Source organism: Streptomyces sp. R11 (assembly GCF_041051905.1).
Classification (GTDB): domain Bacteria; phylum Actinomycetota; class Actinomycetes; order Streptomycetales; family Streptomycetaceae; genus Streptomyces.
Genome location: NZ_CP163432.1, coordinates 7,820,643 through 7,834,771 on the forward strand (window position 1 = coordinate 7,820,643; position 14,129 = coordinate 7,834,771).

Annotated in this window: 15 protein-coding genes; 12 read left to right on the forward strand and 3 right to left on the reverse strand. The window is 70.9% G+C overall.

What is annotated here, in order from left to right; translation table 11 throughout:
* Window positions 1–19 precede the first annotated feature (19 nt).
* The 3 genes from AB5J55_RS36210 to AB5J55_RS36220 all read right to left on the reverse strand — a co-directional run bounded on the left by AB5J55_RS36210 (window position 20) and on the right by AB5J55_RS36220 (window position 1,607).
* On the reverse strand, window positions 20–250 hold the full coding sequence (locus AB5J55_RS36210; RefSeq protein ID WP_369274664.1) for a hypothetical protein: 231 nt from the start codon (window positions 248–250) through the stop codon (window positions 20–22).
* Window positions 251–377: 127 nt separating this feature from the next.
* Window positions 378–902 carry a toxin-antitoxin system, toxin component gene (locus AB5J55_RS36215; protein ID WP_328430364.1) on the reverse strand — a complete coding sequence of 175 codons (525 nt, stop codon included), beginning with the start codon at window positions 900–902 and terminating at the stop codon, window positions 378–380.
* 54 nt (window positions 903–956) lie between these two features.
* Window positions 957–1,607: a helix-turn-helix domain-containing protein gene (locus tag AB5J55_RS36220; RefSeq protein WP_369274665.1), complete on the reverse strand. Its 651-nt coding sequence runs from the start codon at window positions 1,605–1,607 to the stop codon at window positions 957–959.
* A 223-nt stretch (window positions 1,608–1,830) separates the two neighbouring features.
* Between AB5J55_RS36220 and AB5J55_RS36225 the strand changes: the two genes are divergently transcribed.
* From AB5J55_RS36225 to AB5J55_RS36280, 12 genes are all read left to right on the forward strand, one after another.
* Window positions 1,831–2,496 (forward strand): hypothetical protein, encoded by a 666-nt coding sequence (locus AB5J55_RS36225; RefSeq protein WP_369274666.1) that lies wholly within the window; start codon window positions 1,831–1,833, stop codon window positions 2,494–2,496.
* A gap of 110 nt (window positions 2,497–2,606) precedes the next feature.
* The gene (locus AB5J55_RS36230) at window positions 2,607–3,758 is read left to right on the forward strand and encodes an NAD(P)/FAD-dependent oxidoreductase (protein WP_369274667.1); all 1,152 of its coding nucleotides are present in this window, start codon (window positions 2,607–2,609) and stop codon (window positions 3,756–3,758) included.
* Window positions 3,755–4,057: a (2Fe-2S)-binding protein gene (locus AB5J55_RS36235; protein WP_369274668.1), complete on the forward strand. Its 303-nt coding sequence runs from the start codon at window positions 3,755–3,757 to the stop codon at window positions 4,055–4,057. The genes AB5J55_RS36230 and AB5J55_RS36235 overlap by 4 nt, the downstream gene beginning before the upstream one ends.
* Window positions 4,050–5,429, forward strand: a complete 1,380-nt coding sequence (locus AB5J55_RS36240; protein ID WP_369274669.1) for an NAD(P)/FAD-dependent oxidoreductase — start codon at window positions 4,050–4,052, stop codon at window positions 5,427–5,429. Before AB5J55_RS36235 ends, AB5J55_RS36240 begins: the two co-directional genes overlap by 8 nt.
* Window positions 5,426–6,316 (forward strand): dihydrodipicolinate synthase family protein, encoded by an 891-nt coding sequence (locus AB5J55_RS36245; RefSeq protein ID WP_369274670.1) that lies wholly within the window; start codon window positions 5,426–5,428, stop codon window positions 6,314–6,316. Before AB5J55_RS36240 ends, AB5J55_RS36245 begins: the two co-directional genes overlap by 4 nt.
* Before the next feature lie 21 nt (window positions 6,317–6,337).
* Window positions 6,338–7,339 carry a proline racemase family protein gene (locus AB5J55_RS36250; protein ID WP_369274671.1) on the forward strand — a complete coding sequence of 334 codons (1,002 nt, stop codon included), beginning with the start codon at window positions 6,338–6,340 and terminating at the stop codon, window positions 7,337–7,339.
* 53 nt (window positions 7,340–7,392) lie between these two features.
* Window positions 7,393–8,091 carry a GntR family transcriptional regulator gene (locus tag AB5J55_RS36255; protein ID WP_369274672.1) on the forward strand — a complete coding sequence of 233 codons (699 nt, stop codon included), beginning with the start codon at window positions 7,393–7,395 and terminating at the stop codon, window positions 8,089–8,091.
* A 61-nt stretch (window positions 8,092–8,152) separates the two neighbouring features.
* A complete protein-coding gene (locus AB5J55_RS36260) occupies window positions 8,153–9,151 on the forward strand; it encodes a LacI family DNA-binding transcriptional regulator (protein WP_369274673.1) in 999 nt (332 codons plus the stop codon).
* Between the two features lie 131 nt (window positions 9,152–9,282).
* Window positions 9,283–10,629: an ABC transporter substrate-binding protein gene (locus AB5J55_RS36265; RefSeq protein ID WP_369274674.1), complete on the forward strand. Its 1,347-nt coding sequence runs from the start codon at window positions 9,283–9,285 to the stop codon at window positions 10,627–10,629.
* 6 nt (window positions 10,630–10,635) lie between these two features.
* Complete coding sequence (locus AB5J55_RS36270) at window positions 10,636–11,592, forward strand: carbohydrate ABC transporter permease (RefSeq protein ID WP_369274675.1); 957 nt, start codon at window positions 10,636–10,638, stop codon at window positions 11,590–11,592.
* Window positions 11,589–12,449, forward strand: a complete 861-nt coding sequence (locus AB5J55_RS36275) for a carbohydrate ABC transporter permease (RefSeq protein ID WP_369274676.1) — start codon at window positions 11,589–11,591, stop codon at window positions 12,447–12,449. The genes AB5J55_RS36270 and AB5J55_RS36275 overlap by 4 nt, the downstream gene beginning before the upstream one ends.
* Before the next feature lie 44 nt (window positions 12,450–12,493).
* Window positions 12,494–14,077: an alpha-amylase family glycosyl hydrolase gene (locus tag AB5J55_RS36280; RefSeq protein WP_369274677.1), complete on the forward strand. Its 1,584-nt coding sequence runs from the start codon at window positions 12,494–12,496 to the stop codon at window positions 14,075–14,077.
* The last annotated feature ends 52 nt before the right edge of the window (window positions 14,078–14,129 follow it).

Here is a 14,129-nt window from a genome sequence, read left to right on the forward strand (position 1 = left end):
GGGACCGCTTCGGGATCAGCTACGGCTCCGCCGGGCACCAGCTCTGCAGCAGTCGGAAGAACTCCTCCTCGTTGCCCGTCAGGCCGGCGTCCGCCAGCGCCTGTTCCGCCTCGGCGAGGACGGCGGGCGGGACGACGGGTGGTCGGCGGGAGCCGGGAGGTCCGTCGAACGCGGCTCGTACGGTGTGCAACAGCCGCAGGTAGGCCTGTACGGCGGTGCGCTCGCGGTCGGTCAGTACGGCGGTGTGCATCGGTCGGCTCTCCCCGGATCGGCGTCGTCGCGTCACGCCCGCACATGAGGGCGTACCACCAGCTTGCCGTCCACCACTGACAATCGGGTTCGTCCACCGCCCGGACGTGGGCCCGATGTTCCCTCGATCAGCCCTGCGGGCCGAGATAACCCAGTGACGCCTCGATCCGCCCCGCCAGATGGTCCCGCTGCCCGCGCACCGAGGAAACGGCCAGCCACGTACGGCACTTGCTGGCCAGCAGCAGCCCGAAGGTCTCGGCCTCCTTCTCCTCGGCCTGGTCGAAGTGGCTGCGGGCGGCGACCTTTAAGATCGTCGAGTGCAGATCGGCGTCGTCGTCGAGAAGGCGGGCGGCCACGCTGGCGCCCTCGATGCTGTGGCTGCAGTGCCCGGCCTTCATGTGCCACAGCTCGTGGCCGAGGATCACCAGCTGATGGTCGGGCGCGGTGCGTTCCTCGATCACGACGAGGTCCTGGTCGGCCATGTCGAGCCACAGTCCGCTGGCGGTGCCGGGCGGGAAGGCGGCCGTACGGAAGTGGACGGGCCGGCCGCGGCGTCTGCTCATCGCGCCGCACAGGGCGCTGTACAGCTTTTCGGGCGGCGAGGGTGCGGGGAGCGTCAGCTCCGCGACCAACTCGCCGCACAGGCGGCGCATTTCCCTACCGATGCCCACAGTTCTCCCGTTCTCCCCCCGGTATTCCCCTCCGGATCACGACTCGGGCCGCTTGACGCTTTCCAAGAGCATGTCCAGCCACTCCGCGACCTTGTCGCGATGCTGGTCGGTGGGCAGTTGCGCGGCCCGCCAGGCGATGCCGCGTACCCCGTGGTCCTGGAGCAGCCTCTCCAACGGGTCCTCGGCGGCCTGGGCAGCCTCGCGCTGTGCGAGCTTTTGCAGCAGGTCCTGCTCGGTGCGCTGGAGTGCGCCCGCGAGTGCCTCGGGGTCCTCGGCCGTGAGAAATCCGGCGTGGACGCGGAAGAAGCGCTGGATGGCGTCGCAGTGCTCCATGGTGGGGCGGCGGTCGCCGTTGATGAGGGCGCCGGCCTGCTGCCGTGACATGCCCGCGCCGTCGGCGATCTCCTGCTGGGTGTACCGGCGGCCGTTCGGCTTGACGCGGGTGCGGCGCAGGAGGTCGAGTCGCTGCAGGAACCGGGCCTGAACGTCGGGCTCTCCCGCCGGGCGACCGCTCAGCAGCGCCTTGACCACGGGCTCCGGGACGCCGCAGGCCACGCACAGACGGCCGGTGTCGAAGACCTCCGCGTGCGGTACGCCGAGCCGGTCGGCGAGTGCGGTGACGCGAGCGACGACGGCCGGCAGCTCAGTCGTCGGTATGACGCCCGGACCCTCGATGCCATCCGTCACCGACAGATCTCCTAAAGCTCTCACAGGCTTCTCACAAGCGGTCGCGGTGAACTGGACGGAGATTACCGGGTAGTTCGAACTCACATCCAGAGCTCGCCACAACTGTGGCCAATTTCAGCCGTCAACAGGCACGAAATGCCACGATAGTTGACACCGCTCCGGCCCGGGCAGCAGGATCAAGGCGCCGCGTGAAGGCCGCATAGGCAAGAGGGGTGACCTCCCGATGGCATATCAGGCAGGTGGGCAGCGGTCCGTACCGCGGCCCGTCCCCGAGAGGCCCGAGGCCGAGGCGTATCTGCGGGACTACGCCACCCTCGTCGAAGCCGTGCCCTTCCCGTCCGTCATCGTCGACCAGCGCTGGGACGTCGTTCTGGCGAACACCGCTTTCGCGTCACTTTTCCGCGGCGTGGGCCCGCATCCGACGGCCATGCCCGACGACAACTTCCTCAGGTTCGTGCTCTTCCACCCGGACGCGGGCACCGTCCTCGGTGAGCACGAGTCCAGCTGGTGCCTGCCGATGCTGGCCCGCTTCGCGGCCGCCGTGGAGCGGCACGGCCACGACCACGGCGTGCAGGCCATCCGCCGGGAGATCGCCCAGGACCCGATCATGGAGGCCGCCTACCGGCAGGGCCTGCCGCACTGGATCCGCGCGGTCGGCGAGCGGGCGGCCGAACTGGACGGCGCCGTACGGCCGCTGCTGCATCCCGACCCGCGCTGGGGCGCCACCGTCTGCCGGGTCGTCGACGAGACGCCCCGGACCCTTCAGGAGCTGGGGTACACCCGGCTGACGCTGGTCCTGCGCGAGGTGCGCCGCGACCGGCCGAGGGTTCGCGGGGCCCGAGCCGCCGCGGCGGCCCACCTGCGCGTGGTGCCTGCCCCCGAGGACTGAACGGGGCACCGTCGGCGTTCAGGTCGTCGGCGGCGCCCCGTCAGCACGATTTCGCACGGAGCGTCGTCGGCCGTGTTCCGTCGCAGGGTGGTGTGTGACATAGTACTGGCGTGAGCGAGCGACTGACCTGCGACGTCGTGGTCGTCGGAGCCGGGATGGTGGGCGCGGCCTGCGCACTGTACGCGGCCCGGGCGGGCCTCGCCGTGACCCTCGTCGACCGCGGCCCGGTGGCCGGCGGCACCACCGGCGCCGGCGAGGGCAACCTCCTTGTCTCCGACAAGGAACCCGGCCCCGAGCTCGATCTCGCGCTGCTGTCCGGCCGTCTGTGGGGCGAGCTGGCGCAGGAGTTCGGGCCGGCCGTCGAGTACGAGGCGAAGGGCGGCGTCGTCGTGGCCTCGTCCCCGGCCGGAGTCGCGGCGCTGGAGCGGTTCGCCGACGGGCAGCGGGCCGCCGGAGTCATCGCCGAGCCGGTCGCGGGCGACCGCCTGTACGACCTCGAACCCCACCTGGCCCCCGGCCTGCCGGGCGCCGTCCACTACCCCCAGGACTGCCAGGTCATGCCCGCCCTGGCCGCCGCCCACCTCGTCCGTGCCTCGGGCGCCCGCCTGCTCACCGGCCGGACCGTGACGGACGTCCTGCGTGCGCCGGACGGTGCCGTACGTGGAGTCCGCACGGACAAGGGCGACATCCATGCCCCGGCCGTCGTCAACGCGGCCGGTACCTGGGGCGGCGAGCTCGCCGCACTGGCGGGCGCCCACCTCCCCGTCCTCCCGAGACGCGGCTTCGTCCTCGTCACCGAACCGCTGCCGCGCCTTGTCCACCACAAGGTGTACGCCGCCGACTACGTGGCCGACGTCGCCAGCGACTCGGCCGCGCTGCAGACCTCACCGGTCGTCGAGGGCACGGCGGCGGGCCCGATCCTGATCGGCGCGAGCCGGGAACGCGTCGGCTTCGACCGGACCTTCTCCCTGCCCGTCGTACGGGCGCTGGCAGCGGGCGCGACGCGACTGTTCCCGTTCCTCGCCGATGTCCACGCCATGCGCGCCTACCTGGGTTTCCGCCCGTACATGCCCGACCACCTGCCCGCCGTCGGCCCCGACCCCCGGGTCCCCGGCCTGCACCACGCCTGCGGCCACGAGGGCGCCGGCATCGGACTCGCCACCGGCACCGGCCACTTGATCGCGCAGGCCCTGACCGCGAAGACCCCCGACCTGGACCTGACGCCGTTTTGCCCCGACCGCTTCGCCGAGGAGGCCGTATGAGAACCCCTCCGAAGCTCGCCGACGCACAGCCGGGCCCGCCCTTCACGGTCACCCTGGACGGCCGCGAGATCGAGGCACTGCCCGGGCAGACGGTCGCCGCCGCACTCTGGTCGGCCGGGATCACCTCCTGGCGGACCACCCGGGGCGAGGGCCGCCCGCGTGGCGTCTTCTGTGGCATCGGCGTCTGCTTCGACTGCCTGGTCATCGTCAACGACCGCCCGAACCAGCGGGCCTGTCTGGTGCCGCTGCACCCGGGCGACACGATCCGGACGCAGGAGGGGACGGGCCACGATGACTGAACTCGCGGTGATCGGCGCGGGCCCGGCAGGCCTCGCCGCGGCCCTGGCGGCCGCCGCACAGGGCGTACGGGTCGCGCTCGTCGACTCGGCGGCGGAGGCGGGCGGGCAGTTCTACCGGCAGCCCGCGCCCGCACTCCGCGCCCGCCGCGCGCAGGCCCTGCACCATCAGTGGCGCACCTGGGAGCGGCTGCGGGACGGTCTGGCCCGCAGCGACGTCCGATTCCTGACAGAGCATCATGTCTGGGGCGTGGAACGGGACTCCGAAGGCTTCACCGTGCACGCCCTGCTCGGCCCCGAGCAACGGGAGCCGGCCGCAGTGCACGCCCGCGCCGTCCTCCTCGCCACCGGCGGCTACGAGCGGGTGCTTCCCTTCCCCGGCTGGACCCTGCCCGGTGTCGTCACCGCCGGTGGTGCGCAGGCGATGCTCAAGGGCGGGCTCGTGGTGCCGGGGCGCACGGCGGTCGTCGCCGGGACCGGGCCACTGCTGATGCCCGTGGCGACCGGGCTCGCCGCGGCGGGCGTCGAGATCGCGGCGCTCGTGGAGGCGGCCGCCCCCAAGTCCCTCGTACGGCACGGTCGGGCGCTGGCCGCCAAGCTGCCCGAGGGCGCCGGATACGCGGCCCGCCTCCTGCGCCACCGCGTCCGACTCCTCGCCCGGCACACGGTCGTCCGCGCCCACGGCGACGACCGGCTCACCGGGGTCACCGTCGCCGCCCTCGACGCCGACGGGCGCGTCCGGCCCGGAACCGAGCGGCACCTGCCCTGCGACACCCTCGCCGTCGGACACGGCATGCTCCCGCACACCGACCTCGCCGAGACCCTCGACTGCCGCCTGGACGGGCCGGCGGTCGCCGTGGACGACGAGCAGCGCACGGATGTGCCCGGGGTGTGGGCGGCGGGGGAGTCCACCGGCATCGGCGGTTCGGCCCTTGCCCTCGCCGAGGGCCACATCGCCGGACTCTCCGCCGCCGCACGCCTGAAGGGCACCGAACCCGATCCCGCGCGGTGGGCGGCGGCCGCCAAGTCCCGTACCGGACTGCGCAAGCTCGCCGCCGCACTCGACGCCGCCTACCCGCCGCCCGCGCACTGGAGCGACCAGGTCACCGACGACACCCTCGTCTGCCGCTGCGAGGAGGTCACCGCCGGTGCCGTGCGCGAGGCCGTGGCGGAACTCGGGGCGGGCGACGTCCGCACCGTGAAACTGCTGACCCGGGCCGGAATGGGCTGGTGCCAGGGGCGCGTGTGCGGTCCAGCGGTCGCCGGGCTCGCCGGATGCGAACTCGCCCCGTCCCGGAGGTCGTTCGCACGTCCCGTGCCGCTCGGCGTACTCGCCCGGCAACACGACAACGCCACTCGGAGAGGAACCTCATGACCGACCACCGTCCCTGGCGCGGAGTCCTCGTCGCCACCGCCCTCCCGCTCGACGACGACCTCCGCGTCGACCACGGCAAGTACGCCGAGCACTGCGCCTGGCTGGTCGAGAACGGCTGTGACGGCGTCGTACCGAACGGCTCCCTCGGGGAGTACCAGGTCCTCACGCCCGAGGAGCGGGCGAAGGTCGTGGAGACGGCGGTTGCCGCGATCGGTGGCTCGCGAGTGATGCCGGGTGTGGCCGCCTACGGCTCGGCCGAGTCCCGCCGCTGGGCCGAACAGGCCCGTGACGCGGGCTGCGAGTCCGTGATGCTGCTGCCGCCCAACGCCTACCGTGCCGACGAGCGGTCGGTGCTGTTGCACTACGCGGAGGTCGCCAAGGCCGGTATCCCGGTCGTGGCGTACAACAACCCCATCGACACCAAGGTCGACCTCGTACCCGAATTGCTCGCGAAGCTGCACGGTGAGGGGTACATCCAGGCGGTCAAGGAGTTCTCCGGCGACGTCCGCCGTGCCTACCAACTCGCCGAACTCGCCCCGGAGCTGGACCTGTTGATCGGCGCCGACGACGTCCTGCTGGAGCTCGCGATCGCCGGCGCAAAGGGGTGGGTCGCCGGCTACCCGAACGCGCTGCCGAGGTCCACGGTGGAGCTGTACCGCGCGGCCGCGGGCGGCGACCTCGCCACCGCCAAGCAGCTCTACGCGCAGTTGCACCCGCTGCTGCGCTGGGACTCCAAGGTGGAGTTCGTGCAGGCGATCAAGCTGTCCATGGACGTCGTGGGCCGCCACGGGGGACGCTGCCGTCCACCGCGGGTGCCGCTGCTGCCGGAGCAGGAGGCCACGATCCGCGCCGCAACCGAGAAGGCCGTCGCGGCAGGGCTCGCGTAACACGCCGGAGGAGACCCGATCATGCGCAGCAAACTCGTCCTGCACGCCGTCGACTCGCACACGGAGGGCATGCCCACCCGTGTGATCACCGGCGGCATCGGCACGATCCCGGGCGCGACCATGAACGAGCGGCGCCTGTACTTCCGTGAGCACCGCGACGAGATCAAGCAGCTGCTGATGAACGAGCCGCGCGGCCACTCGGCGATGAGCGGAGCGATCCTCCAGCCGTCCACCCGCTCCGACTGCGACTGGGGCGTCATCTACATCGAGGTCTCCGGTTATCTGCCGATGTGCGGGCACGGCACGATCGGGGTGGCGACCGTGCTGGTCGAGACCGGCATGGTCGAGGTCGTCGAGCCGGTCACCACGATCCGGCTCGACACCCCGGCGGGACCGGTCGTCGCCGAGGTGGCCGTGGAGGACGGCACCGCGAAGGCGGTCACCCTCCAGAACGTGCCGTCCTTCTCCGTCGCCCTCGACCGCAAGATCACCCTGTCCGACGGGCGCACGGTCACATACGACATGGCATACGGCGGCAACTTCTACGCCATCCTGCCGCTGGAGCAGTTCGGGCTGCCCTACGATCGGTCCCGCAAGGACGACATCCTGCAAGCCGGTCTCTCCCTCATGGCGGCGATCAACGCCGAGGAGGAGCCCGTCCACCCCGAGAATGCCTCCATCCGCGGCTGCCACCACGTCCACCTGATCGCCCCCGGTGCGACCGCCCGCCACTCCCGGCACGCGATGGCCATCCACCCGGGCTGGTTCGACCGCTCACCCTGCGGCACGGGCACCAGCGCGCGTATGGCCCAGCTGCACGCGCGTGGTGAACTCCCGCTGCGCACCGAGTTCGTGAACGAGTCGTTCATCGGCACCCACTTCTCGGGCCGCCTCCTCGGCACCACCGAGGTCGCGGGCCGGCCGGCCGTCCTGCCGAGCTTCACGGGCCGGGCGTGGATCACGGGCACGGCGCAGTATCTGCTCGATCCGTCGGACCCGTTCCCGGCCGGGTTCGTGCTCTGAGCGTCGACGATAATGTGCCGCGTAACGCGTGACATTGCACAGCTAGGAGAGTCATGGCCGCCCAGCGCACCAGCGCCCCGCCCGCCGCAGCCGGCCCGGCGCTGCCCTCCCTGGGCGGCAAGAAGAGCAGCTACCGGGAGCGCGTCGCCGACGCCCTGCGGGCCGCGCTGATCGCCGGAGAGCTCCGCCCGGGCGAGGTGTACTCGGCGCCCGCGCTCGCCGCCCGCTTCGGCGTCTCGGCGACCCCGGTGCGCGAGGCCATGCTGGACCTGGCCAAGGAGGGCCTGGTCGACACCGTCCCCAACAAGGGCTTCCGGGTCACCGCGGTCTCCGAGCAGCAGCTCGACGAGTACACCCACATCCGCGCGCTCATCGAGATCCCCACGGTGGTCGAGCTGGCCCGGACCGCCGACAAGGTCTCCCTGGAGGCGCTGCGCCCGGCGGCCAGGGAGATCGTCCAGGCCGCGGTCTCCGGTGATCTCATCGCCTACGTCGAGGCCGACACCCGCTTCCACCTCGGCCTGCTCGCCCTCGCCGGCAACGCCCACCTGGTGGAGGTCGTCGGCGACCTCCGCAAGCGCTCCCGTCTCTACGGCCTGACCGCGCTCGTCAAGGCCGGCCGGCTGCTGGCCTCCGCCGAGGAGCACCTCGAACTCCTCGACGCGCTGATCGCCCGCGACGAGGAGGCCGTGCGAGAGGTCATGACCCGCCACCTCGGACACGTGCGCGGACTCTGGGCAGCGAAGAAATAGACGCAGCCGACTCGGACCATTCACGCAAGCCACTTGCATCACTTGCGCTATTCTTGCGTTCATGACGCGACGACTTGCGGAAGTGGCGAAGAAGGTCGGGGTCAGCGAGGCCACGGTCAGCCGGGTGCTCAACGACAAGCCCGGCGTCTCCGAGGCGACCCGGCAGGCGGTGCTCTCGGCTCTGGACGTCCTCGGCTACGAGCGGCCCACGCAACTGCGCGGGGAACGCGCCCGGCTCGTCGGCCTGGTCCTCCCCGAGCTGCAGAACCCGATCTTCCCGGCGTTCGCCGAAGTGATCGGCGGGGCGCTCGCCCAGCTCGGACTGACGCCGGTGCTGTGCACGCAGACCAAGGGCGGGGTGTCCGAGGCCGACTATGTCGCGCTGCTGCTGCAACAGCAGGTCTCCGGCGTCGTCTTCGCCGGCGGGCTGTACGCCCAGGCCGACGCGCCGCACGACCACTACAAGGAGCTCGCCGACCGCAACATCCCGGTCGTGCTGGTCAACGCGGCCATCGAGCACCTGGGCTTCCCGGCCGTGTCCTGCGACGACGCCGTGGCCGTCGAGCAGGCCTGGCGGCATCTGGCCTCGCTGGGCCACGAGCGCATCGGGCTGGTGCTCGGGCCCGGCGACCATGTGCCCTCGGCGCGCAAACTGGCCGCCGCGCGGGGTGTGGCAGGGGAGCTGCCCGAGGAGCACGTGGCGCGAGCCATCTTCTCGATCGAGGGCGGTCACGCCGCCGCCTCCCGGCTGATCGACCGAGGCGTCACCGGCATCATCTGCGCCAGCGACCCGCTCGCACTCGGGGCGATCAGGGCCGCCCGCCGCAAGGGACTTGACGTACCGTCACAGATCTCCGTGGTCGGGTACGACGACTCGGCTTTCATGAACTGCACGGAGCCTCCACTCACCACCGTCCGCCAGCCCATCGAGGCCATGGGGCGGGCGGCGGTGGAACTGCTGAACGCGCAGATCGCGGGCACCGCCGTACCGGCGGAGGAGCTGCTCTTCGAGCCGGAACTGGTGGTCCGGGGGTCGACTGCGCAGGCGCCTCGCACCTGACATCCGCTCCGCAGTTCCGGGCATCCATCCTGCTGTTAAAAAATTTCAAATCTCGCGCGACATCTTGCGGACCGATGTCGCCGGTGCTTGAGTGTGCGGCGCCCACCGCTCCTGCCCAGAGGGGTCCACCGATGAGAAGCACCGGGTTCCGCCGTACCTTTGCCGCGCTGAGCGTCTGCTCCCTCGCCCTGGCCGTCTCCGCCTGCGGGTCGAGCGACGACTCGGCGAGCGGAAAGACCCGCATCACGGTCAACTGCATGCCGCCCAAGAGCGCCAAGGTCGACCGCCAGTTCTTCGAGCAGGACATCGCGTCCTTCGAGAAGCAGAACCCGGACATCGACGTCGTGGCCCATGACGCGTTCCCCTGCCAGGACCCGAAGACCTTCGACGCCAAGCTCGCCGGCGGGCAGATGGAGGACGTCTTCTACACGTACTTCACGGATGCCAGGCACGTCGTCGACATCAACCAGGCGGCCGATCTCACCCCGTATCTCAAGGAGTTGAAGAGCTACGAGACCATCCAGCAGCAGCTGCGTGACATCTACACCGTCGACGGCAAGGTCTACGGCATCCCGCGCACCGGCTACTCGATGGGCCTGATCTACAACAAGAAGCTCTTCACCGAGGCCGGTCTCGACGCCGAAAAGCCCCCCACGACCTGGGAGGAACTGCGCGCCGCGGCCAAGAAGATAGCCGGCCTCGGCAACGGCACCGTCGGATACGCCGACTACAGCGCCCAGAACCAAGGGGGCTGGCACTTCACCGCCGAGCTCTACTCCCAGGGCGGTGACGTGGTGAGCGCCGACGGCAAGAAGGCCACGATCGACACCCCCGAGGGCCGCGCCGTGCTGCAGAACCTGCACGACATGCGCTGGACCGACGACTCGATGGGCAGCAAGCAGCTCCTCGTCATCAACGACGTCCAGCAGATGATGGGCTCCGGCAAGCTCGGCATGTACCTCTCGGCCCCGGACAACATCCCGATCCTGGTCAAGGAGAAGGGCGGCGACTACGAGGACCTCGCCCTCGCTCCCATGCCCGGCGGCAAGGGCACGCTCATCGGCGGCGACGGCTACATGTTCAACAAGAAGGCGAGCCCCGAGCAGATCCGCGCCGGACTGAAGTGGCTGGACCACATGTTCCTCATCCCCGGAGACGGATTCCTCGGCGACTACGCCCGCGCCAAGAAGAACGACGCCCCCGTCGGACTGCCCGAACCGCGCCTGTTCTCCGGTGCCGCCGACGCCAAGGACCAGCAGGTCAAGGAGGCCAACGCGAACGTACCGGTAGAGAACTACCAGGCGTTCCTCGACGGCAACCAGAGCCTCGACATGAAGATCGAACCGCCCAGCGCCCAGCAGATCTACTCCGTCCTCGACGGCGTCGTCTCCGCCGTCCTCACCAAGAGGGACGCCGACATCGACCAGCTCCTGAAGGACGCCTCAGGCAAGATCGACGGCATCCTGGCGCGAGGCTGACGGGCCATGACCAGGACGGCTCAGCGCCGGACCGTCGAGAAGGTCGCGGTCCGCCCGATGCAGGCGCCGCCCCCGGCAGGGGACCGGAGGCGGCGCCGCCGCACCGACCAGGTGCGCGCCTACGGCTTCCTCCTCGGCGGCCTCGTCTGCTTCGCCCTCTTCTCCTGGTACCCGGCAATCCGCGCCGTCGTGATCGCCTTCCAGAAGTACACGCCCGGCAGCGACCCCGAATGGGTCGGCACCGCAAACTTCACCCGCGTCTTCGCCGACCCGGAGTTCGCCGCCGCCTGGCGCAACACCCTCACCTTCACGCTGCTCGCCCTGCTGATCGGCTTCGCGATCCCCTTCGTACTCGCCCTGGTCCTCAACGAGTTGCGGCACGCCAAGGCGTTCTTCCGGGTCGTGGTCTATCTGCCGGTGATGATCCCGCCGGTGGTCAGCGCCCTGCTGTGGAAGTGGTTCTACGACCCCGGCACCGGCCTCGCCAACGAGACGCTGCGCTTCCTGCATCTGCCCACCTCGAACTGGTCCAACGGCGCCGACACCGCGCTCATCTCCCTGGTGATCGTGGCCACTTGGGCCAACATGGGCGGAACGGTCCTGATCTACCTGGCGGCGCTCCAGTCCATCCCGGGGGAGCTGTACGAGGCGGCCGAGCTGGACGGCGCGAGCCTGCTGCAACGCATCCGCCACGTCACGATCCCGCAGACCCGATTCGTCATCCTGATGCTGATGCTCCTTCAGATCATCGCCACGATGCAGGTCTTCACCGAGCCGTTCGTGATCACGGGCGGCGGCCCCGAGAACGCCACGGTGACCGTCCTCTACCTGATCTACAAGTACGCCTTCCTCTACAACGACTTCGGCGGCGCCTGCGCGCTGAGCGTCATGCTCCTCGTGCTCCTCGGCGCCTTCTCCGCCGTATACCTGCGCCTGACGCGCACCGAAGGGGAGGGCGCATGACCACCCGGACCCTCGTCTCCCCGGCGACCCTGGCCCGCCCGCGCGGCAAGGCCGTCTACTGGTCCGTCTTCACCGGCACCGTGCTGTCGTTCGCGCTGGCCTTCCTCTTCCCCGTCTACTGGATGGCGACGGGCGCGATGAAGTCACCGGACGAGGTGACGCGTACGCCGCCCACCGTCGTCCCCGAGCAGTGGCACCTCAGCGGCTACACGGACGCCTGGGACCTCATGCAACTGCCGACCCATCTGTGGAACACGGTGGTCCAGGCCGCCGGTGCCTGGGTGTTCCAGCTGGTGTTCTGCACGGCCGCGGCCTACGCGCTGTCCAAGCTGCGGCCGGTCTTCGGCAAGGTGGTCCTCGGCGGCATCCTCGCCACACTGATGGTCCCGGCCCAGGCCCTGGTCGTGCCGAAATACCTGACGGTGGCGGACCTCGGCCTGCTCAACGACCCCCTGGCCATCTGGCTGCCGGCCGTCGCCAACGCCTTCAACCTCTATCTGCTGAAGCGCTTCTTCGACCAGCTCCCGCGCGATGTCCTGGAGGCCGCCGAGATCGACGGCGCCGGGAAGCTGCGCACCCTGTGGTCCATCGTGCTGCCGATGTCCCGGCCGGTCCTGGGGGTCGTCTCGATCTTCGCGCTGGTGGCCGTCTGGCAGGACTTCCTCTGGCCGCTGATGGTCTTCTCCGACACCGACAAGCAGCCGATCAGCGTCGCACTCGTCCAGCTGTCGCAGAACATCCCGCTGACCGTGCTCATCGCCTCCATGGTGATCGCCAGCATCCCCATGGTCGCCATGTTCCTGGTCTTCCAGCGGCACATCATCGCCGGGATCGGCGCGGGCAGCAGCAAGGGCTGATGTCCCCAGGACGTCCTCCTCCTTCCGACAGAAAGGGCCGCACCGTGGCACAGCCCCGTCACGCCTCCGCACAGTGGTGGCGCTCCGCCGTCATCTACCAGGTCTACGTCCGCAGCTTCGCGGACGGCGACGGCGACGGCACCGGCGACCTCGCGGGCGTCCGCGCCCGGCTGCCGTACCTCGCCGAACTCGGTGTGGACGCGCTGTGGTTCACGCCCTGGTACGTCTCCCCGATGAAGGACGGCGGCTACGACGTCGCCGACTACCGCGCCGTCGACCCGGCATTCGGCACCCTCGCCGAGGCGGAGAAGCTCATCGCCGAGGCCCGTGAGCTGGGCATCCGCACCATCGTCGACATCGTGCCCAACCATGTCTCCGACCAGCACCCGTGGTTCCGCGCGGCCCTCGCCGGCGGCCCGGAGCGCGCCCTGTTCCACTTCCGCCCGGGACGCGGCCCGCACGGCGAACTCCCGCCCAACGACTGGCGGTCCGAGTTCGGCGGCCCCGCCTGGAGCCGGCTGCCCGACGGCGACTGGTACCTGCACCTCTTCGCTCCCGAGCAGCCCGACCTCGACTGGTCCCACCCGGCCGTGCGCCAGGAACACGAGGACATCCTGCGCTTCTGGTTCGAGCGCGGCGTCGCCGGCGTCCGCATCGACTCGGCCGCCCTCCTGGTCAAGGACCCGGACCTGCCGGACTTCGTCGAGGGCGAGGCCCCGCACCCGTACGTCGACCGCGACGAACTCCACGACGTCTACCGCTCCTGGCGCGCGATCGCCGACGAGTACGGCGGCATCTTCGTCGGCGAGGTCTGGCTCCCCGACACCGAACGCTTCGCCCGCTACCTGCGCCCCGACGAACTCCACACCGCCTTCAACTTCTCGTTCATGACCTGCCCCTGGGACGCCGGACGGCTGCGCGGGGCCATCGACGAGACGCTCGCCGAGCACGCCCCCGTCGGCGCCCCCGCGACCTGGGTGCTGTGCAACCACGACGTGACCCGCACGGTCACCCGTTACGGCCGCGCCGACACCGGCTTCGACTTCGCCACCAAGACCTTCGGGACCCCGACGGACCTCGCCCTCGGCACCCGCCGGGCCAGGGCGGCCGCGCTGCTGTCGCTCGCCCTGCCCGGAGCCGTCTACGTCTACCAGGGCGAGGAACTCGGCCTGCCCGAGGCCGACATCCCCCGCGACCGCGTCCAGGACCCCATGCACACCCGCTCCGGCGGCATCGACCCGGGCCGGGACGGCTGCCGGGTGCCGTTGCCGTGGGCGGCCGAGGCGCCGTACGCGGGATTCGGCTCACGCGAGGAGCCGTGGCTGCCCCAGCCCGCCGACTGGGCCGCGTACGCCGCCGACCGACAGGCGGCGGATCCCGGTTCGATGCTCGCCCTCTACCGCCGGGCGATCGAGCTCCGGCCGGCGTTCGGCGACGGCCCGCTGACCTGGTTGCCCGCGCCGGACGGCGTGCTCGCCTTCACCCGAGTGCGGGGCGCGACCTGCGTGGTGAACCTCGCTGACGCGCCCGCCGACCTGCCCGCCCACACCGAACTCCTGCTGGGCAGCGACCCTTTGGACACCGAGGGGCGGCTGCCGAAGGACACCGCGGTCTGGCTGCGCGCCTGACCCCGCGGCCCGCTCATCCCCGTACCCCACCACGAAGGGATCAGCACATGCA

Bases quoted from the DNA above. Each gene is read 5' to 3' on its own strand.
- AB5J55_RS36265 (WP_369274674.1), top strand. From the start codon at position 9,283: ATGAGAAGCACCGGGTTCCGCCGTACCTTTGCCGCGCTGAGCGTCTGC.
- AB5J55_RS36245 (WP_369274670.1), top strand. From the start codon at position 5,426: ATGACCGACCACCGTCCCTGGCGCGGAGTCCTCGTCGCCACCGCCCTC.
- AB5J55_RS36210 (WP_369274664.1), bottom strand. From the start codon at position 250: ATGCACACCGCCGTACTGACCGACCGCGAGCGCACCGCCGTACAGGCC.
- AB5J55_RS36250 (WP_369274671.1), top strand. From the start codon at position 6,338: ATGCGCAGCAAACTCGTCCTGCACGCCGTCGACTCGCACACGGAGGGC.
- AB5J55_RS36215 (WP_328430364.1), bottom strand. From the start codon at position 902: ATGCGCCGCCTGTGCGGCGAGTTGGTCGCGGAGCTGACGCTCCCCGCA.
- AB5J55_RS36270 (WP_369274675.1), top strand. From the start codon at position 10,636: ATGACCAGGACGGCTCAGCGCCGGACCGTCGAGAAGGTCGCGGTCCGC.
- AB5J55_RS36225 (WP_369274666.1), top strand. From the start codon at position 1,831: ATGGCATATCAGGCAGGTGGGCAGCGGTCCGTACCGCGGCCCGTCCCC.
- AB5J55_RS36235 (WP_369274668.1), top strand. From the start codon at position 3,755: ATGAGAACCCCTCCGAAGCTCGCCGACGCACAGCCGGGCCCGCCCTTC.
- AB5J55_RS36240 (WP_369274669.1), top strand. From the start codon at position 4,050: ATGACTGAACTCGCGGTGATCGGCGCGGGCCCGGCAGGCCTCGCCGCG.
- AB5J55_RS36260 (WP_369274673.1), top strand. From the start codon at position 8,153: ATGACGCGACGACTTGCGGAAGTGGCGAAGAAGGTCGGGGTCAGCGAG.
- AB5J55_RS36275 (WP_369274676.1), top strand. From the start codon at position 11,589: ATGACCACCCGGACCCTCGTCTCCCCGGCGACCCTGGCCCGCCCGCGC.
- AB5J55_RS36255 (WP_369274672.1), top strand. From the start codon at position 7,393: ATGGCCGCCCAGCGCACCAGCGCCCCGCCCGCCGCAGCCGGCCCGGCG.